This window comes from Streptomyces sp. NPDC047017 (assembly GCF_040644175.1).
Taxonomy (GTDB): domain Bacteria; phylum Actinomycetota; class Actinomycetes; order Streptomycetales; family Streptomycetaceae; genus Streptomyces.
In genome coordinates this window covers 178,627-199,341 of record NZ_JBEYVW010000003.1, presented here as the reverse complement: position 1 = coordinate 199,341, position 20,715 = coordinate 178,627, and the positions used below count along the sequence as shown (strand labels likewise).

The window sequence follows — 20,715 nt, the reverse complement described above, 5'->3', positions numbered from 1 at the left end:
CGTTGTAGACATTGAGGGAACGTCAAACCGGTGTCAACCCGCGGTCCGCAACTCTTTCGCCGGGGCCCTACGAGCCGTCAAGTCCCTTGTGAACCAGGGGGTTAGGCCCACTGGAGGCCGCCCGGGCGAGGGGCCGGAGAAGAATCCGGCATGGGGGTGGACACCTCCGCGCGGGCTGTGCTGTCATGTGGCTGCCTTCGTTTACAACGTTGTTACGCGCCCTGCCGGAGCGGCCTCACGCCCCGGGCCGCGCGGCGGCGGGAGACGTCCCTCCCCTCACCCGTCCACTCCCGCCGTCGTCACCGCCGGCCGGGCGCCGCGCGCCGACGGGTCCCCGCGGACCGGCGGCGGCGCCGAGCGACACGCGCCCCCGCACCGGTCGCGCACCTTTGGACACGGTCCTTCCGCAGAGAGGACATTCCATGGAACGCCGTACGTTCCTGACCGGCTCCCTGTCGGTCGCCGGCGCCGTCACCGCGGCCGGCCCCACCGCGCCCGCGCACGCCGCCACCCCACCCAGCCGGAGCACCGGCCCCCGCCCCCACTACACCGCCAACCGCGCCCCGCTGCGGCAGGAGCCGTTCCTGCGGCTGCCGCCCGGCAGCATCACCCCGAAGGGATGGCTGCGCGCCCAGCTGGACCTCCAGCTCGACGGGCTGAACGGGCGCATGCCCGAGGTCTCCGACTACCTGGACGAGAAGACCAGCGGCTGGTCCGTCCCGGACCGGGACGGCTGGGAGGAACTCCCTTACTGGCTGCGCGGGTTCGGCGACCTCGGCTACGTCACCCAGGACAGCCGGGTCCTGGAGCAGACCCGCGCCTGGATCGACCGCATCCTCGCCACCCGGCAGCCCGACGGGTTCTTCGGTCCCGCCCGGCTGCGCACCGCGCTCGACGGCGGACCGGACTACTGGCCGCACATGCCGGTCCTGGACGCGCTGCGCACCTGGCACGAGTACAGCGGCGACGACCGGGTCGTACCGGCGCTGACCGGCTGGCTGAACTACCTGCACGGCCAGCCCGGGACGCTCTTCGGGAAGGGCTGGGGCGCGGCCCGCGTCGGGGACACCGTCGACACCGCCTACTGGCTCTACAACCGCACCGGCGACGCCTGGCTGCTCGATCTGGTCCACACCCTGCACGCCCACAGCGCCGACTACACGCACACCGTCCCGACCTGGCACAACGTCAACCTCGCCCAGGGCTTCCGGGAGCCCGCCCAGTACGGTGTCCTGGCCGGCGACCCCGCCTTCCTCGCCGCCACGCACCGCGTCTACGACACCGTCATGGGCACGTACGGCCGGTTCCCCGGCGGTGGTTTCGCCGCGGACGAGAACGCGCGCCCCGGCTACCACGACCCCCGGCAGGGCTTCGAGACGTGCGGCGTGGTCGAGTTCATGCACAGCCATCAGCTGCTGACCCGCCTCACCGGCGACACCGTGTGGGCCGACCGCTGCGAGGAGCTGGCCCTCAACCTGCTGCCCGCCGCCTTCGACCCGCGGCAGAAGGGCACCCACTACGTCACGGCGGCGAACAGCGTCCAGCTGGACAACGTTGCCAAGACGCACGGCCAGTTCAACAACTCCTTCGCCATGCAGGCGTATCAGCCCGGCATCCACCAGTACCGCTGCTGCCCCCACAACTACGGCATGGGCTGGCCCTACTACGCCGAGGAGATGTGGCTCGCGAGCCTGGACGGCGGCCTGTGCGCCTCGCTGTACGGCGAGTCCTCGGTGCGGGCGAAGGTCGGCGACGGCACCACCGTCACCGTGACCGAGCGCACCGAGTACCCCTTCGGCGACACCGTCACCCTCACCGTGTCCACCCCGCGCGCCGTCGCCTTCCCGCTGTACCTGCGCGTCCCCGGCTGGTGCCAGGACCCCTCGGTCCGGCTGGGCGGCCGCCCGGTCGAGGTCCGGCGCAGCGGCGGGCACCTCGTCCTGGACCGCAGGTGGCACGACCGCGACCAGATCGTGCTGCGGCTGCCGATGCGCACGACGGTACGCACCTGGGGCGCCGAGGAGGACTCCGTCTCCGTGCACCACGGGCCGCTCGCCTACTCGCTGCGCATCGAGGAGGACTGGCGGCGCTCCGGCGGCACCGACGCCTGGCCGGAGTACGAGGTGTTCCCCGCCTCGCCGTGGAACTACGCGCTCGTCCTGGACCGGCACGACCCCGCCCGCTCCCTCACCGTCGAACACACCCGGGCCCGGGCCGCCGACCCCTTCACCCACGACGGAACCCCGGTCCGCATCCGGGCCAGGGGCCGGCGGCTGCCCGGCTGGACGAGCGACGACCAGGACGTGATCGCCCCGCTCCAGCAGAGCCCGGCGCGCACCACGCGGCCGGTCGAACAGCTCACCCTGATCCCGGCCGCCGCCGCCCGGCTGCGCATCACCTCCTTCCCCACCGCCGCCACCTCGGCCGCGGCACGGCAGTGGGCGGCGGTCTCGGCCTCCTTCAGCGGTGTCGACAGCCCGCAGGCACTGCTCATGAACGCCGCCGTGGACCCGGCCGGCTCCTACGACCAGAACATTCCGCGCTTCACCTGGTGGGACCGGACCGGCACCGAGGAGTGGGTGCGGTACGACTACGCCGAACCGGTCCGCGTCGACGCCGTGGCGGTGTACTGGTACGACGACACCGGGCACGGCGCCTGCCGCGTCCCCGCGTCCTGGCGGCTGGAGCACCGCTCGGCCGACGGCCGGTGGCTGCCCGTCGGCGGCACCCCCGAACCCGGCGTCGCCGCCGACCGCTTCAACCGGATCTCCTTCCCGGCCGTGACCACCACCGCCCTGCGCGTCACGGCGCAGCTCAGAACCGGGTTCTCCGGCGGCCTGCTGGCCTGGCGCACCGGGCCGGGCGGCCCGCGCGTCTGAACAGCCGGAAGAACCCAGGGCCTGCCCCCGAGGAGAGCGGGCAGGCAGGCCGTCCTCCACCGCCCCGACGAGAGGTGAACCCCCTTTGAGTCCCGGACGACACCGCATCCCGCTCCCCCGCCGGCTGGCCGCCGTGGCGCCGCTGCTGCTCGGCGCCGCACTCCTGACCCCGGCCTCCCTCGCCCACGCGCAGCCCGCGGCCGAGGCCGCCGCGCCCGCCGCCGGCACCGCGCAGGGCCTGCGCAGCGACTGCTATCTCAGCTCCGACAGCACCTCGCTGGACTTCGCCACCTACACCAGCACCGGCGTCCAGCCGTCCCTGAACACCAAGGACCTCATCCCCACCCTGCGCAGCTGCGCCGGCTCCACCCTGAACGTCGCCGTGCACTGGACGGGCCTGCTGGACGTGCCCGCCGGCGGGTCGTACACGTTCTACATCAAGGGCGACAACGGCTTCCGGATGTCGCTCGACGGCACGAGCGTGATCAACCACTGGACGACCGACTGGGACGTGCAGACCCAGTCCGAGCCGATCACGCTGACCGCCGGTGCGCACCAGCTGGCGTTCGACTACAACCAGGGATACGGCGGCGCCTACATCCAGACCGAGTGGTCGGGTCCGGGCATCGACCGGCAGCCCGTCCCCGACTCCGCGCTGCACCTGCCGGACGGCTACGCGCCGCTCGACCTGCACAGCACGGTGGACTCCTCCGGCCGCAAGGCCGTCGTGCAGCTGCCCGGCCCGGTGGACTCGCTGCCCGCCGACCTGACCCGGCACCTCTCGGTGATCGCCGGCGGCCAGCGCTGGTCCCCGTCGGTGGCCACGGACCGCTCCGACCGCTCCAAGCTGGTCCTCACGGCCGCCGACAAGGACACCCCGGCGGCCATGAAGTCCGACGTGCGGATCAGCTACGACGGGCAGGGCGGCGTGAGCACACCGGCCGGTCCGCTGGCCGTGTTCTCCAGCGTCGCGCAGAACAACTCCACCTGGTACTTCGCCACGAAGTACGCCAAGGACGTCTCCCCGTCCAACGCGCTGCCCGACTACCCGCGCCCCCAGCAGACCCGCAAGCAGTGGGCCAACCTCAACGGCACCTGGCAGTTCCAGGGCACCGCGCAGGACGCCCCGCTGCCCAGGGGCAGGCTCAGCGGGAAGATCCTCGTCCCCTATCCGATGGAGGCGCCGCTGTCCGGCGTCGCCGAGCACCACGACTGGTCGCTGTACCAGCGCACGTTCAAGGTCCCGGCCGGCTGGCGGGTCGGTTCGGGCAACCGCCTGCACCTGAACTTCGGCGCGGTGGACTACGAGGCGTGGGTGTACGTCAACGGCAGGCAGGTGGCCCACCACACCGGCGGCTACCAGGCGTTCACGGCGGACATCACGGACGCCGTCACCCGGCACGGCGACCAGACCGTGCTGCTGAAGGTCAAGGACACCACCGACAGCTCGCAGCAGGCGACGGGCAAGCAGTCCCGCGACCCCAGCGGCATCTGGTACACGCCGACCTCCGGCATCTGGCAGACCGTGTGGCTGGAGCCGGTGCCCGAGAAGAGCGTCGACTCGCTGGTGCTCACCCCGGACGTGCGGGGCGGCTTCCTGTCGGTCACCGTGCGGCCCAGCCCCGGCACGAGGTACTCGGCGCGGGTGACCGCCACCGCCTACGACGGCCGCCGGCCGGTCGGCTCGGTGACCGGCAGGGCCGGTACCGCGCTGCGGCTGAAGGTCCCGCACGCGAAGCTGTGGAGCCCGGACCGCCCGTTCCTCTACGACCTGAAGGTCACCCTCGCCGACGGCCGCTCGCACGACGTGGTGGGTTCCTACTTCGGCATGCGGTCGGTGTCGGTCGGCAAGGTCGGCGGCGTCAACAAGGTCGAACTCAACGGCAAGCCGACCTTCCTCCTGGCCACCCTCGACCAGGGCTTCTGGCCCGACGGCATCTACACGGCACCGACCGACGCGGCTCTCAGGTCCGATCTGGAACTGCACAAGCAGCTCGGTTTCAACGCGGTGCGCAAGCACATCAAGGTGGAGCCGGCCCGCTGGTACTACTGGGCCGACAGGCTCGGGCTGATGGTGTGGCAGGACATGCCGAGCCGCAACACCGACTCCGCGAGCGCGGCGAGCAACGCGGAGTTCGACAAGGAGGTCCACGAGATCGTGGACCAGCACCTCAGCAGCCCCTCCGTCGTCATGTGGACCATGATGAACGAGGGCTGGGGCGAGCAGAGCAAGCAGTCCACCGGTGAGCTGGCCGACGCGGTCAAGCGGCAGGACCCCTCCCGGCTGGTCGACGCGCACTCCGGCGTCAACTGCTGTGCCTCCAAGGGCGATTCGGGCCGGGGTGACGTCATCGACCACCACCTCTACCACGGCCCGGCGAACCCGGCGCCCGACGCCACCCGCGCCGCCGTCGACGGCGAGCACGGCGGCTACTCGCTCACCATCCCGGGGCACATCGCCGGGGTCGCGGGCGGCCAGGACTACGGTGACGGGCCCGCGGACATCGCGGAGATGACCCGGACGTACGTGGAGAACACCAGCCAGTTGATCCCCGGCGCGGCGGCCGGGCTCTCCGGTTCGGTCTACACCCAGATCAGCGACGTCGAGGGCGAACTCAACGGCCTGGTGACGTACGACCGTGCCGTCCTGAAGGTCTATCCGCAACAGGTCAGGGACATCAACCGCAGGCTCATCGCGGCCGGTGCCTCAGCCGGCGCGGCCACCCGCTGACGGCGGCCACCGCACGGCGTCCCGCCCTCCCGGACCCGGCACCCACCGGGGCCGGGAGGGCCGCCGGGGAGCGGCCCCGCCGTCGGGCCGGGTGCGCTCCCCGTCCCTCCCCACTCTCCCCCACACACCTCACCGGGAGCACACCATGCGCTCAGAGAGTCCGGTACCCACCCCGACCGCCCCGCCGCTCACCAGGTGGCCGCGGGCCGTGCGCCTGCTGAGGCCGCTGCTGTCCGTGGCGGCGGCCTGCGCGCTCGTCCTCGCGGCGCTGATCGGTCTCGCGGGACGTTCGCAGGCGGCGGGCTCGCTGCCCTGCGACCTGTACGGCGCCGCCGGTACGCCCTGTGTGGCCGCGCACAGCACGACCCGCGCCCTGCTGTCGTCCTACAACGGGCCGCTGTACCAGGTCACCCGGGCCTCGGACGGGGCCCGCGCGGACATCGGCCTGCTCACCCCGGGCGGCTACGCGAACGCCGCCCAGCAGGACGTGTTCTGCCAGAACAGCACGTGCCGGATCACCAAGGTCTACGACCAGACCACCCGGCACAACGACCTGACCCCCGGCCCGGCCGGGACCTCCGGGATGGGCGCCGACCGCGGGGCCGACGCCGGTGAGATCGCGGTGACGGCCGGCGGGCACAAGGTGTACGGCATCTGGATCTCGCCGGGCGTCGGCTACCGCTACACCGGGGTGGCCTCCGGGGTCGCCGTCGACGGCCGGCCCGAGGGCGCCTACATGGTGGCCAGCGGCACCCACGTCGGCTCCGACTGCTGCTTCGACTACGGCAATGCGGAGAGCACCCCGGCCGACACCGGCAACGGGCACATGGACGCCGTGTCCATCGCCACCACCTGCTACTTCGCGCCCTGCACCGGCTCGGGGCCGTGGGTCGAGGCCGACATGGAGAACGGCATGTTCCAGGGCGGCGACGGCTCCAACACCGCCAACCGCGGCAACAGCAGCCCCTTCGTCACGGCCGTGCTGAAGAACGACGGGCAGACCAAGTACGCCCTCAAGGGCGGCAACTCCCGGTCGGGAGCGCTGTCGACGTGGTGGGACGGCGGCCTGACGACGCGCGGCGGCTACCGGCCCATGCACCAGGAGGGCGGCATCATCCTGGGCACCGGCGGCGACAACAGCAACTGGAACCGGGGCACCTTCTTCGAAGGCGTGATGGTCGCCGGCTATCCGGGCGACGCCGCCGAGAACGCCGTGCAGGCGAACATCGTCTCCGTCGGCTACTCCGGTGAGACCGACGTGCCCAACGGCCCGCAGGGGACGATCACGGGACCGGGCGGCAAGTGCGTCGACGCCGCCGCGGACGACACCGGCACCGACGGCACCGCCGTACAGCTGTGGGACTGCCAGTCCTGGGCCGAGGACCAGCACTGGCAGCACAACGCCGACGGCTCGCTGAGCACGATCGGCACGTGCCTGGACATCGTGGGCAACGGCACCGCGAACGGCGCCAAGGTCGAGCTGTGGGACTGCGACGGGGTCGGCGGGCAGAAGTGGGTGCAGCAGTCCGACGGTTCGCTGCGCAACCCGCAGTCGGGCCGCTGCCTCGACTCCCCCGGCGGCGCGACCGCCAACGGCACCCGGTTGCAGATCTGGGACTGCAACGGCGCCCCGGCGCAGAAGTTCGCCGTGAACGGCGGCGCTCCGGTGACCGGCCCGGGCGCCAAGTGCGTGGACGTGGCGGCCGACGACAGCGGCGGCGACGGCGCGGCCGTACAGCTGTGGGGCTGCCAGTCCTACGCCGTCGACCAGCACTGGTACCACAACGGTGACGGCTCGCTGCGCACCCTGGGCCGCTGCCTGGACCTCGTGGGCAACGGCACCGCGAACGGCACCCAGGCGCAGCTGTGGGACTGCGACGGCGCCGGAGGGCAGAACTGGCAGCAGCGCTCGGACGGTTCGCTGGTCAACCCGCAGTCCGGCCGCTGCCTCGACGCCCCCGACGGCGCCACCGCCGACGGGACGCGGCTGCGGCTCTGGGACTGCAACGGGTCGGCGGCACAGCGGTTCACGCTGAGCTGACGTCACGTCAAGTGCGAGAGAGGGAGGGATGCGGGAACCGGTCTCCGGTTCCCGCACCCCTCCCTCTCCCCCCTCGGCCTCAGTTGACGTACACCTCCGCCCGGTCGACGCTGACGAACGACGCCCCGGACGATCCGTCGTGCTCGCCGGTCACCCGCACCCGGAGGGTGTGCCGTCCGTAGGGCAGGCGCGGGCTGAGGAACTGGAGCGTCTCGCCCGTGCGGATCGCGCCGTAGTAGTCCAGCCGCTGCTCGGGGCCGCCGTCGATGCTGAGCGCCGCGTAGCCGTTGCCGGTGTCGCGTACGGACAGCAGGGCGATGCGGGTGCCGGTGAAGGTGAACGCGGCGGTGTTCCCGGCGCGGTCGCTCCAGTGGTCGTCGCCCCAGAAGCACTGCACGCCACAGCCGGTGCCGGAGTTCCAGGAACCGGTGTAGGCGAGGGAGCCGGCGCCGTTGGAGCGGCCGTCGTCGTTGATCCAGTAGGCGCCCGGGCCCGGGTCACCGGAGGGGAGGTCCTGGGTGGCTCCGGTGGCGAGCGGGACGCCGAGGGAGGGGCTCCCGTCGGCGTTCCAGCCGATGCGCTGTGCGCGGGTGGTGCGGTCGCTGTAGGTGTAGGCCGAGGTGGTCTTGGCGTGGTAGACGATCCAGTCCTCGGTGCCGTCGGGTGAGCGGAAGAAGGCGTGGTGGCCGGGTCCGTAGACGCCGTGGGCGTCGGCGCGGGAGAAGACCGGCCCCTGGTGCTGCGTCCAGTTGCCCGGCACCAGCGGGTCGGCGCCGGACGGCAGCGACATCATCCAGAGCTGGTAGTCCGGCTTCCCGGTGTCGCAGGTGGAGTACGTCATCCAGGTACGGCCGTTGCGATACAGGAACTCCGGTCCCTCGCGGACCTCGGGGCAGCCGCCGGCCGCGTCGATCGCGACGGCGTCGCCGGAGACGGTGTACGGGTTGGACAGGGGCGCGATGTTGATGCCGTTGTGCTGGTACGGGTTGATGCCGCTGTAGGCCAGGTAGAGGCGGCCGTTGTGCTGGAGGATGCCCGGGTCGATGGCGAAGTCGGCGGCGTGGTTGGGCGGCGCGAGTTTCGCCTTGAAGTGGTAGGGGCCGGCCGGGTCGTCGCGGTCGGACTCGGCGACGTAGATCCGGTGGTGGTCGTCGGTGCCGTCGTCGGCGGTGTAGTAGAGGTACCAGCGGCTGCCGAAGCGGTAGAACTCCGGGGCCCAGATGTCCCGGCCGCGCGAGGCGTCCGTGTCGGTCCAGACGGTGACGGGATCGCTGGTGAGCAGGGTGGCGAGGGACGGGGAGCGCCACATGCGGATGCTGCCGCCCTGGGTGGTGGTCAGGTAGTAGTTGCCGTTCCAGTACGTCATGAACGGGTCCGGGCCGGTGTTGAGCGGGTTGCGGAACGTGCCCGTGACGGTGGTGCGCGGGGTGGCCGCCGCGGCTTCGGCGGGCCGGACGGCGCAGGTTCCGGCGAGGACCAGGACGAGCGCGCCCAGGACGCCGAGCAGTCGCCTGCGGCGCGGTGAGCGGGTGGCCGCGAGGAGTTGCGTGCGCATGATGGACTCCTTTTGCATCGATGTAATATCGATGGTGCGTCACCGTAGGATGGGCCTGATACGGCGTCAAGGTGGCCCGGCGCCGGGTTCGCGGGGAAGGCGTCGGCCGGATCGCCTGCCCGGACACGGGAGGAACGTCGTGCGGGTGAGCCTCAAGGACGTCGCGTTGCACGCGGGCGTCTCCATCAAGACCGTCTCCAACGTCGTCAACGACCATCCGCATGTCACCCCGGCGATGCGGGCGCGGGTGCGGAAGTCCCTCGACGAACTCGGCTACCGTCCCAACCTCACCGCCCGCCATCTGCGCGCGGGACGCACGGGCATCGTCGCCCTGGCCCTGCCCGAGCTGGGCAACCCCTACTTCGCCGAACTGGCCGCCGAGGTCATCGACGTCGCCGCCGAGCACGACTACACCGTGCTGCTCGACCACACCGGTGGCCGCCGGGACCAGGAGAGCCTGGTCAGCCAGGGGTTCCGCGCCCGGGTCATCGACGGGCTCATCCTCAGCCCCATCGAGCTGGAGGCGGACGACCTGCGGGGACGGGCCGAACCCGTGCCGCTCGTCCTGCTCGGCGAACGCGAGTACGACCTGCCGTACGACCACATCGCCATCGACAACGTGGCCGCCGCGCGCGAGGCGGTACGCCACCTGATCTCCCTGGGCCGGCGGCACATCGCCTTCCTGGGCGCGCGTCGCGGTCACAGCCAGCCCGCTCATCTGCGGCTGCGCGGCTGGCGGGAGGCGCTGGACGGCGCGCGGCTGGTCGCCGACGAACGGCTGGTGGCGGCCACCGACGGCTGGGGTCACGCCGACGGGGCCGCCGCCATGGCGCGGCTCCTGGACGCCGGTCACCGGCCGGACGCGGTGTTCGCCTACAACGACCTCATCGCTATCGGCGCCCTGCGCGTCCTGTCCGAACGGGGGCTGCGCGTGCCCGAGGACGTCGCCGTGGTCGGCTTCGACGATGTGATGGAGGGCCGGTTCGGTGCCGTCACCCTCACCTCCGTCTCGCCCGACAAGGCGTCCATCGCGAGGATGGCGGTGGAGTCGGTCCTGTCCCAACTGGGCGGCGCGCCCGCGCGGGAGGCCCGGCGGATCCGGGCCGGTCACTTCCTGGTGTGCCGGGAGAGCACCCTCGGGCGCGGGGCGCCCGCCGTCCGCACCGGTCCGGCGGCGGGCTTCTGAGCGGGGGGCGTTTTTGCGGGAGGTTGATGCTGCCTTCGCGGAGTTAGGTGCCTTCGCGGAGGCGGGTGCCGCCGCACCTCGTCGCCGGGGCGGCCGGTGCGGCCGGTCACGACATTCGGGGCGGTCGGTCGCGCGGTCCGCGGGGGCGCAGGCGCACGCGGCCACCGTGGGCGGGGACGAGGGTGACGGAGACGAGGCGGGGCGGTTCCGGGGGTCCGGCGGGCTCGGGGACGGCGGCGGCGAGGACTTCGGTGAGGACGGTCTCCGTTTCGAGCTGGGCGAGGGAGGCGCCGATGCAGCGCCGGACGCCGCCGCCGAACGGGGTGAGCGCGTAGGGGGCCGGTTCCGGGCCGAGGTGGCGTTCGGGCCGGAAGGCGTCGGGGTCGGGCCACAGCGCCGGGTCGAGGTGGGTGAGCGGGAAGAGGGCGGCGACGAAAGCGTGCCGTGGCACCGGACGGCCGCCCAGTTCCGTGTCGTGGGCGGCCGTGCGCATGGCGTTGTAGACGGCGGGGCGCAGCCTGCTCGACTCCTTGAGGGTCGCTTTGAGGAGCTGGTCCGAGCCCGTGTCGAGGTCGGCGATCAGGGCGTCGCGGGCGGCGGGCTGGTGGGCGAGCAGGTGCAGCGTCCAGGCGATGGTGGTGGCCGTCGTCTCGTAGCCCGCAAGGACGAGTCCGGTCAGCTCGTCCAGAAGCCGGTCGTCGTCGTCCGGCCCGACGCCTTCCTCGTCGCGCGCGCCCAGCAGCAGGGACAGCACGTCGTCGCGGTGGGCGCGGTCGGGCGCGGCGCGGCGGGCGGCGATCTCCTCGCGGGCGAGGGCCCGTACGGTCGCGCGCAGGCGGTGGAAGCGGCCTCCCGGTGACAGCGGCCCGAGGTCGCGCCGCACGGGGCCGGGCAGGAAGAGCACGGCCAGGTTGGCCGTGCCGACGAACGGCGTCAGCGCGCGGCGGAAGGCCGCCGTCCGGGCGGGGTCGGTCAGGCCGAGGACGACGCGCAGGATGACGTCCAGTGTCAGCCGCTGCGCCCAGGGGCGTACGGGGCCGCCGTCGCGGGCGGCCAGCAGTTCGGGCAGTCCGGTCCGTACGAGTTCCCGGACCCGCCCCGCCCATTTCGCGATCCGCGCGCCGTGGAAGGGCGGCAGCAGCAGCCTGCGCCGGCGCAGGTGTCCCGGCGGCGGTGTGCAGATGAGCGAGCCCGCGCCGACCGCCGGTGCCAGCAGCGCGGCGGCGTCGCCTCCCGTGAACCGGCGGTGGTCGGTCAGCACCGTGCGGTTGGTGTCGGCGTCGGCCGCGCAGACGAGGGCGCCCCGGTAGGGGAACGCGCGGAGCGAGAAGACCGGCCCGAAGCGGTCGCGCAGGGCGCGCGGGTAACCCTGCGGGTCCCTGAGCATCCGTGCGGTCTGCACGGTCCGCGGCGCCCGTGCGGCCGGCGGGAAGCGTCGCGGGTCCCAGACCGGCTCGCGTGAGAACGCGTCGCTCATGGTTCGTGCTCCCTCCTCGCGGGTGCGGAGGGCGTGGTGGAGGGGGCGGTGGAGGATGCCGTGAAGGGTTCCCGCCCCGGCTCGGCCGGCCGCACCTCGCTCCACCGCGGTCCTGCCGGATCGTCGTACGTCGCCGTGTGGCCGCCCCCGGCGATGGGTGCCCGCAGGAGCGCGTCCGGTACGGCGAACGCCGCCACCAGCTTCAGGGCGTGGGGTGCCAGCCGGGCGGCGAGGCGGTCGACGGCCGCGCCCAGGTCGCGGACCTCGTCGGCGGTGAGGTGGCCGTCCGCGAGCAGCGGTCCCGCGTCGGGTGTGAGGCGTTGCAGCGCGTACAGCCGGAACACGTCCGCGAGGACACCGCGGGTGGCCCGGTCGCCGGTCCGCTCGACGGCGGCCAGGAACGCCTCGGCGGCCCGCCGGGCCGCGTACGCGTCGACGAGTGCAAGGCCCGCGTTCACCGCCTGGTTCCAGCGGTCCAGCGGATCGGTGCCGGACCGGTCGAGGCGGGCGCGGGCGCGCTGGAGACACGCCAGTTCGTGGCGTACGAGCAGGTCGAGGAGGCGGGTGCAGTCGGACAGCGCGTCATGCGTGGTGTCGGTGCGGGGCGGTGCGCTGTAGCCCCGTCCTGTCAGCATGTCGGCCGCCGCCTTGCTCCAGATGACGAGGTTGTCGCCTTCCGCGGTGATCGCGCCCTCGATGGGTGTGATCAGGTCGACGACGCGGTTCTCGGACAGCAGGCCCTGCGCGCCGCAGCGTTCCCGGCACTCGATCACGATGTCCCTGGCCTGCCAGGTGATCCAGCCTTTCGTCGCCGCGACGAGGACCTCGGCCCCGGCCTGCTCGCCGGTGTCGTCGCGGAGGCAGCCGCGGACGGCCTCGCGCAGCAGGAACGTCGCCGCGTAGGCGCGTGCCAGCGCCCCGAGCAGCCTGGTCTGGTGGCAGCGGTAGGCGAAGAGGGGGACGCCGGTCCTGCGCGCGGGGGCGAACGTGTGCCGCCGGTGGCCGTGGCGCACGGCGATGGTGAGGCATGCCCGGGCTCCGCCCAGCGCGCCCGCGCTCAGACAGAGCTTGCCGACCGTGACGCGCTGGATGGAGCGCAGGAAGCGGCGGCGCCGGCTGCCGATGGTGCTGCGGAAGGTGCCGTCGGCGGCGAGGTGCGCGTGGTCGCCGGCCAGCAGTGCCGTACGGGGCAGTTCGACGTGGTCGAAGGAGGTCAGGGCGTGGTCGACGGCCGAGCCGGGTGTCTCGGACAGGGGGCGGGTCCGGATGCCGGGCAGCGTCCCGTGCTCGTCGCGCAGCGGCACCAGGAACAGGAACACTCCGCAGTCCTGGTCGCGGACGATCAGCCGGGCCGCGACCAGTCCGCTCTTGCGGCCGCCCGCCGGGCCGGTGTTGGGCATGAACTTCCGGGCGCCGGGCGAGGGTGTGTGGAGCAGGAAGGTCTCGGAGTCCGGGCGGTAGGCGGCCGTGGTCTCCAGTGCGGCGGCGTTGTTCCCGTAGTCGAGTTCGGTGATCAGGACGGTGCCGTAGCGGTGCAGCCGCGTGAACGGTTCGCGGTCCACGGTCCGTTCGGGGTCGAGGTGGAGCAGGCTGCCCAGGAACAGGTTGTAATGGATGGTCGCCAATGTGGTGAGGGTGCCGTCGACGATTCCTGACCATTCGTGCAGGGCCACGAGCCGGTCCGTGGCGGCGACCAGCCCTTCTACCGAGGTGATGCCCCCGTTGAGTACGCGCAGGCGTTCATAGGCGAGTTCGGCACGCTGGGAAAGCGACAACCCGTCGCGGTAGTGGAAGATGTCGTGGCGGAAAAGCTCCGTCCAAGGTCGGTGGAGTTCGTCGAAACGGCCTTCGAAAAGGGCTTCGGTCAGCAGCGGCACCTTCACCGCGCGGTCCGGCGCGCCCGCGCGGGAGCGGTGCCCGGCGGGTGCTCGCCCGGCCATCGCCACGCGTTCGCCTCACAGGGTGCCGAAGAGCAGATGGCCGGCGGTGTCGGCCGGGTCCTCGGTGCGGTAGAACTGCTCCGCCGCGCTCATCAGCTGGTCCTGGGACAGCTGCCCGTCCGGTCCACCACCCCGCTCGGTGAGCCGGTCGAACGCCGCCCCGGCCTCTTCCGGGGGCACTCCGATGGCCACCATGACCACGGTGAACTCCTCCTTGGTGACCAGGCCGTCGTCGTCGCGGTCGGCGAGGTGGAAGCCGGCCCGGTAGAGCGGTCCGACGAGGGTGTCGAAGCTGTCGCTCACCTGGTGCAGGGCGCGGCTGAACTCGTCCTTGTCCACCTGTCCGTCGCCGTCGGTGTCGGCGGTGTCGCGCAGCGCCCGCCAGTACTTCAGCATCTCGTCGGCGTACGCCTTGCCCTTGCTCGCCAGGGGCCCGTCGCCGAACGTCTCGATGACGCGGGCGGCCATCAGCGTGAAGTCGTCCTCGGCGATCACCCCGTCGCCGTTGGCGTCCAGCAAGGAGAAAAGCTTCTCGTACTTCTGATCCAGCAGCGCACCCATGTGGCCCTCCCCATACCGCCAGTTCGCCCCGGCGGTCATTTCCGGCGGCATATCGTGAGATTACCGGGCCGTGATCGGGTGAATCCATCCGTACCGGCCATATCGTTCGAGTGAATGGCCGGTACGGAAATTGACGCACCTCGCGTGCGGGGCGCCGCGCGTACGCGCCGGAAAACAATGGCCGGTCGTCGTCCCCTTGTCCGATTGTCCCCGTGGACGAACCGGCTCCGCGTGCCGTACAAGAGATCGTGTCCGGCCCGGTCGAGGGTTCTCGCAAGCTCAGGAATGGGGGGGCGACGGTGACTGGTCGCACGGAGTCCGTCGAATCGATGGAACAGCTCGCCACGGTCTGGCGGGCCATGGTGCTCGACCGCGACGCCGATGCGGACGTGCGCGACCTGCCCGGCATCGCCGTCCGCTGGGCCGACTGCCGGTTCGCGTTCTGGAACTGCGTCACCCTGACCGAGACGGGCGCGGGGGCCGAACTCGTCGCCGAACGGCTGGGCCGGGCCGTGGACATCATGCGCGCGAAGGAACACCCGGGCTTCCTCTGGCTCTTCGAGGACCTCCTCGACGCCGAGGCCCGGCCTTCGCTGGCGAGCGCGGCCGACAAGGCGGGCCTTGAGTACGCCTTCTCCGGAACGGGCATGGCCGCAGACCTGCTCCCCGTCCCCGAGCCGGTCCACCCCGACCTGACCTTCGTGCGTGTGACCACCGACGAGCACCTGCGGGCCTACGCGGACATCAACTCCCTCGGGTACGGCTTCCCCTTGGAGGAGGGCCGTGACGGACTGGCCGGTTCCGCCCTCTGGAAGGACAAGGTGCACGCCTACCTCGGCCTGCGCGGCGGCATCCCGGTGACATGCGCCGGCACGGTCGAGGCGGACGGCCGCCTCTTCGTCGTCCTCGTCGCCACGGACCCCCGGTGGCAGCGCAGGGGCTACGGCGAGGCGGTCACCCGCAAGGCGCTGTACGAGGGCGCCCGGGCCACCGGGCTGACCAGGGCCACCTTGCACGCGACCGCGGCCGGCGCGCCCGTGTACCCGCGCATCGGGTTCGAGCCGAACTCACCGATCCACTTCTACGGCCTCAAGGACTGACCGGGCCCGCCGTCGCGCACCGGGGAGCACCGCGGCGGCCACTCGGGCGCGGGGTCCTCGGCGAGCAGGGGCCGCAGGGCCCCGAGGACGGCGCCGACACACACGTCCCGCAGCTGGGCGCGGGTGCACGTCTCCTGGGTGAGCCAGTCGACACAGAGCACCTGGACGAAGACCAGCCAGCTCTTCAGGACGCCGGAGACGGCCGCGCGGGACCCGTCGTCCGCGAGCGGGAGCACGGCCAGCAGCCGCGCCCGGAGCGCGTCCAGCTCGTTCGTCATGATGGTCTGGATCACCGGGTCGCCCGCGAGGACCCGGTTCGCGGCGAGGACGGCATTGCGGTTCGCCACGAAGTAGTCGAGATGGACGTCCATGCCCTGGACGAGCTGTTCCACCAGGGAGTCGGCGGGGTCGAGCCGGGTCTCGGCGAGCAGCTGGTCCGCCGCCTGCCGGTAGACCGCCGCGAAGAGGGCCTGCTTGCTGGGGAAGTGACGGTAGAGCAGGGCCCGTGAGACACCGGCCTTTGAGGCGACCTCCTCCATCAGTACGTCGTCGTACGGGCGGGCGGCGAAGAGCCGCGCCCCTACGGCGAGGAGCTGGGCGCGGCGTTCGGCGGGGCTGAGGCGCTGGCGGGAGGGCGGCACGGACCCAGATTACTTGACACGTGTCTACTGGCGCGGCCACCCTGGTAGACACATGTCAACCAAGCTCGGCCGGCACGGCTCGGAGGGGTCATGGCGAGAACTCTGCGCGCGCTCACACAATTGATGGGCTGGGCCTGCGTGGCGATCGGCCTGTTCCACGTGCTGGCGGGCAACGCGGCCATTCCCGGCGCCGGTTCGGCCGGTGCGACGGTCGACAGCTGGGGCCGGTTCATGGGCTCCAGCTTCGTCGGCTACGGGCTGGTGTGGCTGTGGGCCGTACGGCAGCGGCCGATCCCCGCGCAGGTGGTGCGGTGGATGGCCGGCGTCTTCCTGCTGGGCGGCGCGGGCCGGCTGCTCTCGCTGGCGGTGGCCGGCCGGCCGCAGTGGTTCCAGCTCGCCCTGACGGTCATCGAACTCGGGCTGCCGCCGGTCTTCTTCTGGCTGGCCGACGCGGAGGAGCGGGCCCTGCGCGACGCCGCGGGCCGGAACGGCGGGGGCGACGGTGGCGGTGGCGGACGGGCGGCGACCGCTCCCGGCAGCAGTTCTCCCGCGGCCTGACACCCCGGCACCCGGTTCCCTGTCCTGCTTCCACTGGCCGCAATCAGGTGAACGGCCTCGTCGAGCGCGCCGGCGGCCGTTCCTCCTCCGGCGTGTCGAAGAAGACCGCCCTGGTCGTGGCCGGGGGGGGGAGCCGGGTCCCAGCGCGTCGAGGCCCAGGAGCTGGAGATACGCCCGGTCACTCCCGACGAGTGCGCGGTCCTCGTCGGGGACCATCTGAGCCGACCGTTCCGCGCGGGCGGGGCGCGGGTACGCCGATCGGGTGCCGGCGGGCGTCGTGCGGCCAGTCGCCGGGCGGGGCGGGGCGGGCGAAGGTTGTCATTGCGGGGCCGTGCTCGTGCGGGGCCCGGCGGCGGGCGTGTGCGAGGTGCGGCCGCGGCGCACGGCGGAAGCGAGACAGCGGCGATGGTGGACGACCGGCGGGAACAGGGAGACGGGGATCCGCAGGGCCGCGGTGCTCCACCACCGGAGGAGGCGTCCTACACCTCGCTGCTGGGCCTGCCGGTCAGCTCCGACCTGAACCGCATCGGTGCACAGCTGCAGGCCCTGGCCCGTGCCCAGGGCACCCTGCAGGAGCTGCTCCAGGCGGTGGTGGACATCACCAGCGAGCTGGAACTCCCCGCGGTGCTGCGCCGCATCGTCCGTACCGCCATGGATCTGGTCGGCGCCCGCTACGGCGCCATGGGGGTGCTCGACGACGAGGGCAGGTTCCTGGCGGAGTTCATCCCGCTGGGGCTCACCGCGCGGGAACTGGCCGACCTGGAGGGAGTGGAGCTGCCCCGGGGCCGGGGTCTGCTGGGTCATCTGATCCACCACCCCGAGCCGTTGCGCATCCAGGACATCGCGCGGCATCCGGAGTCCGCGGGTTTCCCGCCCGGCCATCCGCCGATGCGCACCCTGCTGGGCGTCGCCATCGGCGTGCGCGGCCGGGTCTACGGGAACCTCTACCTCTCCGAGCGCGGCGACGGGCAGCCCTTCGACCGGCACGACGAGGGCGTGATCCGCGCGCTGGCCGGCACCGCCGGGGTGGCGATCGAGAACGCCCGGCTCTACCAGCAGGTCCGCCGCAGCGCCGAACAGTTCCAGCGGCTCCTGCTGCCCCGGCTGCCCGATCTGGCCCCGTTCGCGGCGGGCGCGGCCTACCGCCCGGCGAGCGCCCCGGCGGCGGTGGGCGGCGACTGGTACGACGCGATGCTGCTGCCCAACGGCGCGTGCGCGGCGGTGATCGGCGACGTCGTGGGCCACGACCTGCGCGCGGCGGCCGACATGTCGCAGATCCGCAACATGCTGCGCGCGCTCTCCTACGACTGGCGCACACCGCCCAGCACCTCCCTCACCCGGCTGGACCGGATCCTCCACGCCCTGGACGAGGCCCCTGTGGCGACCGCCCTGCTGGCCCGTCTCGAACCCTTCGAGGGGGCCTGGCAGCTGCACTGGTCCAGTGCCGGGCACCCGCCGCCGCTCCTGCTGCTGCCCGACGGGCGGGTGCGCTTCCTGGACACCCGGCCCGGACTGCCCCTCGGGGTGGCGGCCGAGCTGCCGCGCCCCGACCACTGCCTGGTCGTCCCCGTCGACAGCACCGTGATCCTCTACACCGACGGCCTGGTGGAGACCCCCGGCGAGCTGCTGGACCGGGGGCTGGACGCGCTGGCCGCCGCCGCGTCCCGGTTCGCCGGACGGCCGCCCGGGGAACTGTGCCGGCACCTGGCCGAGCACCATCCCAGCGACGGGCACGACGACATGGCCGTCCTCGCCCTGCGCACCCCGCCCCTGACCGGCTACGCCCGCACCTGACCGTCACCGGGCGCCCTCGGGACAGCCACCGGGTGCCCTCGGGTCGGCCAGCGGTGTCACCCGGGGCGCTCGCGGTGGCCTTCGTCGGCGGCCGCGGGGCCGGTGCCGCCGCGGGCGATCCGGGCCAGGTCGGTCATGAGGGACTCCAGCCACGACACGGTCGCGTAGTACAGCCGGGGCGCCTCGGGCGGCTCCGTGCCGAACTCCGCGAAGGCCGGGTCGATCAGCGGCACCGGCGCGGTGGGCGTGTCCCCTCCGGGGTCCAGCGCCGCCGAGACCAGCAGCATCCGTCCGGCCACCCGCTCCCCCAGGGCGCCGGCCGACTCGGCGGCGGCCGGGCCCAGCGCGGTGAGCGGTGGACGCAGCAGCCGTTGGGACCCCCACAGCGTGTGGTGCCCGGCCATCAGCGTGGCCTGCCAGTCCACTCCGGGCAGCACCGGCGCGCGGGGCCCGCCGCCGAAGTGCGTCGGTTCGCTCTGGTACTGCGCGTACGCGGACTCCGCGAGGATGACCGCGTGCCGCAGCGACCGGTGGCCGGGAACCCCCGACGGCGCGGCGAGCGCCCCGCCGCCCGCGACCGAGGCGCTGGTCGCCACCACGATCTCCGCCGCCCTGCGCAGGAGTCCCGCCGCGGCGTGGCGCAGCTCGTCGTGGGCTCCGCGGGGCCAGGCCAGCACGCCGAAGACGGCGCCGATCGCGCTGCCCACCAGCACGTCCAGCATCCGCACCTCCGCCAGCCGCCAGGTGGGCGGTGCCAGCTGGGCGAAGACCAGCGCCACGAGCACGGTGAACAGCCCCTGCGCCCAGCCGACGCCCTTGACCGGCCCGACCGTGAAGGCGAACAGCATCCACGCCGGCAGCACCACGGCGTAGACCGCGGTGTCGGTCCCCACCAGGGTCAGTGTTCCGGCGGTGACCAGGGCCCCGGCCAGGGTGCCGGCGAGCGCCAGGCGGATGGTGTGCCAGGTCTCGTCCATGGTGGTCCTGGTGAGGGTGAGCGTCGCCAGCATGGCCCAGAAGCCGTGCGGCAGCGTGTCCACCCCGGCCACCAGCCGGGCCGCCGTCAGGGCCAGGGCGATGCGCACCGCGTTCTGGAAGAACACCGAGCGGCGTCCGGCGTGGCCGCGCAGCCGGTGCCACCACAGCAGGGGCGAGCGGGACACGGCGTACCAGAAGCGGCCCGGCGGGGCCGGGACGCGGGCGTGCCGGCCCCGTACGGCCAGATCGGCCGCCGCGGCCATGGTCAGCGCGGCGTCGGCGGCCTCCAGCACGGCGGCGTGGCGGCGCAGGACCGCGGGCGGCGCGGGCGGCGGTGCGGGGGCGGTCCGGCGGGCGGGGGCCGGGGCGCGGGTGCCGGTGGCCGGCGGGCCTACGGACAGGGCCGACAGGTGGGCGCGGGCGGCCGCCAGTTCCTCGTACGGTGCCACCGGCGACGGACCCGCCCGCAGGCAGGCCGTGGTGGCCGTGGCCAGTCGTGCCACGGCGCGCAGCGCGACGGTCGCCTCGGGTGCCGGTGCGCTTGGTGCGTCGGGGAGTTGTGCGAGGCGGCTGAGGAGGGTGCGGGCGGCCAGGCCGATGTCCGCGAGCGCCCGGTCGCGCAGCCCCGGCCCGGCCGGGCGTTCCGCCTCCGGGACGGTCAGGGGCCGCAGCGCGCGCCCGGCCGCGCGTGCCGTCCGCCGGTCCGCGCCGGTCAGCGTGTAAGGCGGCCCGCCGAGGAGGGTCGCGCAGTGCGCGGCGGTCCGGGCCGCGCGGGCGGCCAGCTCCCGGTACGTGGTCGCGGCGGGCTCCGTGAGGATCAGCGCCTCGGCGGCGACGAGCAGGGCCGTTCCGGCGGTCGTCCCGATCAGCCGGTCGCCGAGCGAGGCGGGATCGTACGGCGGGAAGGACGGCAGGATGTAGAGCAGTTGGAGGCCCGGTGCCGCGCCTGCCGGACGCGGGCCGCCCACGGCGACGAAGGCCAGCGCGAAGCCGACCGCGAGCATGCCGGCGACGGCGCTCCAGGTGCGTACCGAGAGGTAGGTGCCGATGATCACCAGCAGCCAGCACACGGGCAGCAGGCGCAGCATCGTCCTGGCGCGCTGCCGTCCGGTGCCGGGGATCTTGGCCAGTCCGCCCAGGGCCACGGCGGCGAAGAGCGCGTAGGTGGCCGCGACCGGGCGTTCGAGTCCGTAGCGGAAGGCGTAGAAGCCGGCCGCCGCGACCAGCGTCACGCGCACCGCCCGGCGGCCCGGGGCGGCATAGGCCGCGGGAAG

The 20,715-nt window shown here is 73.3% G+C and carries 13 protein-coding genes; 7 read left to right on the top strand and 6 right to left on the bottom strand.

The annotated features are described in order from the left end of the window. Nucleotides 1-422: 422 nt before the first annotated feature. The 3 genes from ABZ858_RS06490 to ABZ858_RS06480 all read left to right on the top strand — a co-directional run bounded on the left by ABZ858_RS06490 (nt 423) and on the right by ABZ858_RS06480 (nt 7,651). Nucleotides 423-2,879, top strand: a complete 2,457-nt coding sequence (locus ABZ858_RS06490; protein WP_361373318.1) for a beta-L-arabinofuranosidase domain-containing protein — start codon at nt 423-425, stop codon at nt 2,877-2,879. Nucleotides 2,880-2,964: 85 nt separating this feature from the next. Next, on the top strand, nt 2,965-5,610 hold the full coding sequence (locus ABZ858_RS06485; RefSeq protein WP_361373316.1) for a PA14 domain-containing protein: 2,646 nt from the start codon (nt 2,965-2,967) through the stop codon (nt 5,608-5,610). A gap of 208 nt (nt 5,611-5,818) precedes the next feature. After that, nucleotides 5,819-7,651, top strand: coding sequence for an arabinofuranosidase catalytic domain-containing protein (locus ABZ858_RS06480; protein ID WP_361373314.1), 1,833 nt, complete (start codon nt 5,819-5,821; stop codon nt 7,649-7,651). 79 nt (nt 7,652-7,730) lie between these two features. On the opposite strand, the gene ABZ858_RS06475 is transcribed toward ABZ858_RS06480, so the two are convergent. Further along, complete coding sequence (locus tag ABZ858_RS06475; protein WP_361373312.1) at nt 7,731-9,206, bottom strand: glycoside hydrolase family 43 protein; 1,476 nt, start codon at nt 9,204-9,206, stop codon at nt 7,731-7,733. A 139-nt stretch (nt 9,207-9,345) separates the two neighbouring features. Here ABZ858_RS06475 and ABZ858_RS06470 point away from each other — a divergent pair, with 139 nt between their 5' ends. Continuing rightward, nucleotides 9,346-10,392 carry a LacI family DNA-binding transcriptional regulator gene (locus ABZ858_RS06470; protein WP_361373310.1) on the top strand — a complete coding sequence of 349 codons (1,047 nt, stop codon included), beginning with the start codon at nt 9,346-9,348 and terminating at the stop codon, nt 10,390-10,392. Nucleotides 10,393-10,498: 106 nt separating this feature from the next. On the opposite strand, the gene ABZ858_RS06465 is transcribed toward ABZ858_RS06470, so the two are convergent. From ABZ858_RS06465 to ABZ858_RS06455, 3 genes are read right to left on the bottom strand one after another with little or no spacing between them, the layout of a single operon-like run. Then, nucleotides 10,499-11,869: a cytochrome P450 gene (locus tag ABZ858_RS06465; protein WP_361373308.1), complete on the bottom strand. Its 1,371-nt coding sequence runs from the start codon at nt 11,867-11,869 to the stop codon at nt 10,499-10,501. Continuing rightward, the gene (locus ABZ858_RS06460) at nt 11,866-13,809 is read right to left on the bottom strand and encodes an acyl-CoA dehydrogenase (RefSeq protein ID WP_361373306.1); all 1,944 of its coding nucleotides are present in this window, start codon (nt 13,807-13,809) and stop codon (nt 11,866-11,868) included. The genes ABZ858_RS06465 and ABZ858_RS06460 overlap by 4 nt, the downstream gene beginning before the upstream one ends. Nucleotides 13,810-13,824: 15 nt before the next feature. Next, nucleotides 13,825-14,370 (bottom strand): EF-hand domain-containing protein, encoded by a 546-nt coding sequence (locus ABZ858_RS06455; protein ID WP_361373304.1) that lies wholly within the window; start codon nt 14,368-14,370, stop codon nt 13,825-13,827. Between the two features lie 299 nt (nt 14,371-14,669). Between ABZ858_RS06455 and ABZ858_RS06450 the strand changes: the two genes are divergently transcribed. Then, nucleotides 14,670-15,470 (top strand): GNAT family N-acetyltransferase, encoded by an 801-nt coding sequence (locus ABZ858_RS06450; protein WP_361373302.1) that lies wholly within the window; start codon nt 14,670-14,672, stop codon nt 15,468-15,470. Here the strand turns inward: ABZ858_RS06450 and ABZ858_RS06445 are convergent. Further along, on the bottom strand, nt 15,452-16,111 hold the full coding sequence (locus ABZ858_RS06445) for a TetR/AcrR family transcriptional regulator (protein WP_361373300.1): 660 nt from the start codon (nt 16,109-16,111) through the stop codon (nt 15,452-15,454). The genes ABZ858_RS06450 and ABZ858_RS06445 overlap by 19 nt on opposite strands. Nucleotides 16,112-16,201: 90 nt before the next feature. Here ABZ858_RS06445 and ABZ858_RS06440 point away from each other — a divergent pair, with 90 nt between their 5' ends. Both ABZ858_RS06440 and ABZ858_RS06435 read left to right on the top strand, forming a co-directional pair. Next, nucleotides 16,202-16,669, top strand: coding sequence for a DUF4345 domain-containing protein (locus ABZ858_RS06440; RefSeq protein WP_361373298.1), 468 nt, complete (start codon nt 16,202-16,204; stop codon nt 16,667-16,669). Nucleotides 16,670-17,074: 405 nt separating this feature from the next. Further along, a complete protein-coding gene (locus ABZ858_RS06435; protein WP_361373296.1) occupies nt 17,075-18,463 on the top strand; it encodes a GAF domain-containing SpoIIE family protein phosphatase in 1,389 nt (462 codons plus the stop codon). A gap of 56 nt (nt 18,464-18,519) precedes the next feature. Here ABZ858_RS06435 and ABZ858_RS06430 read toward each other — a convergent pair whose 3' ends face one another. Then, nucleotides 18,520-20,673: an FUSC family protein gene (locus ABZ858_RS06430; RefSeq protein WP_361373294.1), complete on the bottom strand. Its 2,154-nt coding sequence runs from the start codon at nt 20,671-20,673 to the stop codon at nt 18,520-18,522. Nucleotides 20,674-20,715 lie beyond the last annotated feature (42 nt).

Bases quoted from the DNA above. Each gene is read 5' to 3' on its own strand.
- ABZ858_RS06460 (WP_361373306.1), bottom strand. From the start codon at position 13,809: ATGGCCGGGCGAGCACCCGCCGGGCACCGCTCCCGCGCGGGCGCGCCG.
- ABZ858_RS06465 (WP_361373308.1), bottom strand. From the start codon at position 11,869: ATGAGCGACGCGTTCTCACGCGAGCCGGTCTGGGACCCGCGACGCTTC.
- ABZ858_RS06435 (WP_361373296.1), top strand. From the start codon at position 17,075: ATGGTGGACGACCGGCGGGAACAGGGAGACGGGGATCCGCAGGGCCGC.
- ABZ858_RS06440 (WP_361373298.1), top strand. From the start codon at position 16,202: ATGGCGAGAACTCTGCGCGCGCTCACACAATTGATGGGCTGGGCCTGC.
- ABZ858_RS06490 (WP_361373318.1), top strand. From the start codon at position 423: ATGGAACGCCGTACGTTCCTGACCGGCTCCCTGTCGGTCGCCGGCGCC.
- ABZ858_RS06455 (WP_361373304.1), bottom strand. From the start codon at position 14,370: ATGGGTGCGCTGCTGGATCAGAAGTACGAGAAGCTTTTCTCCTTGCTG.
- ABZ858_RS06475 (WP_361373312.1), bottom strand. From the start codon at position 9,206: ATGCGCACGCAACTCCTCGCGGCCACCCGCTCACCGCGCCGCAGGCGA.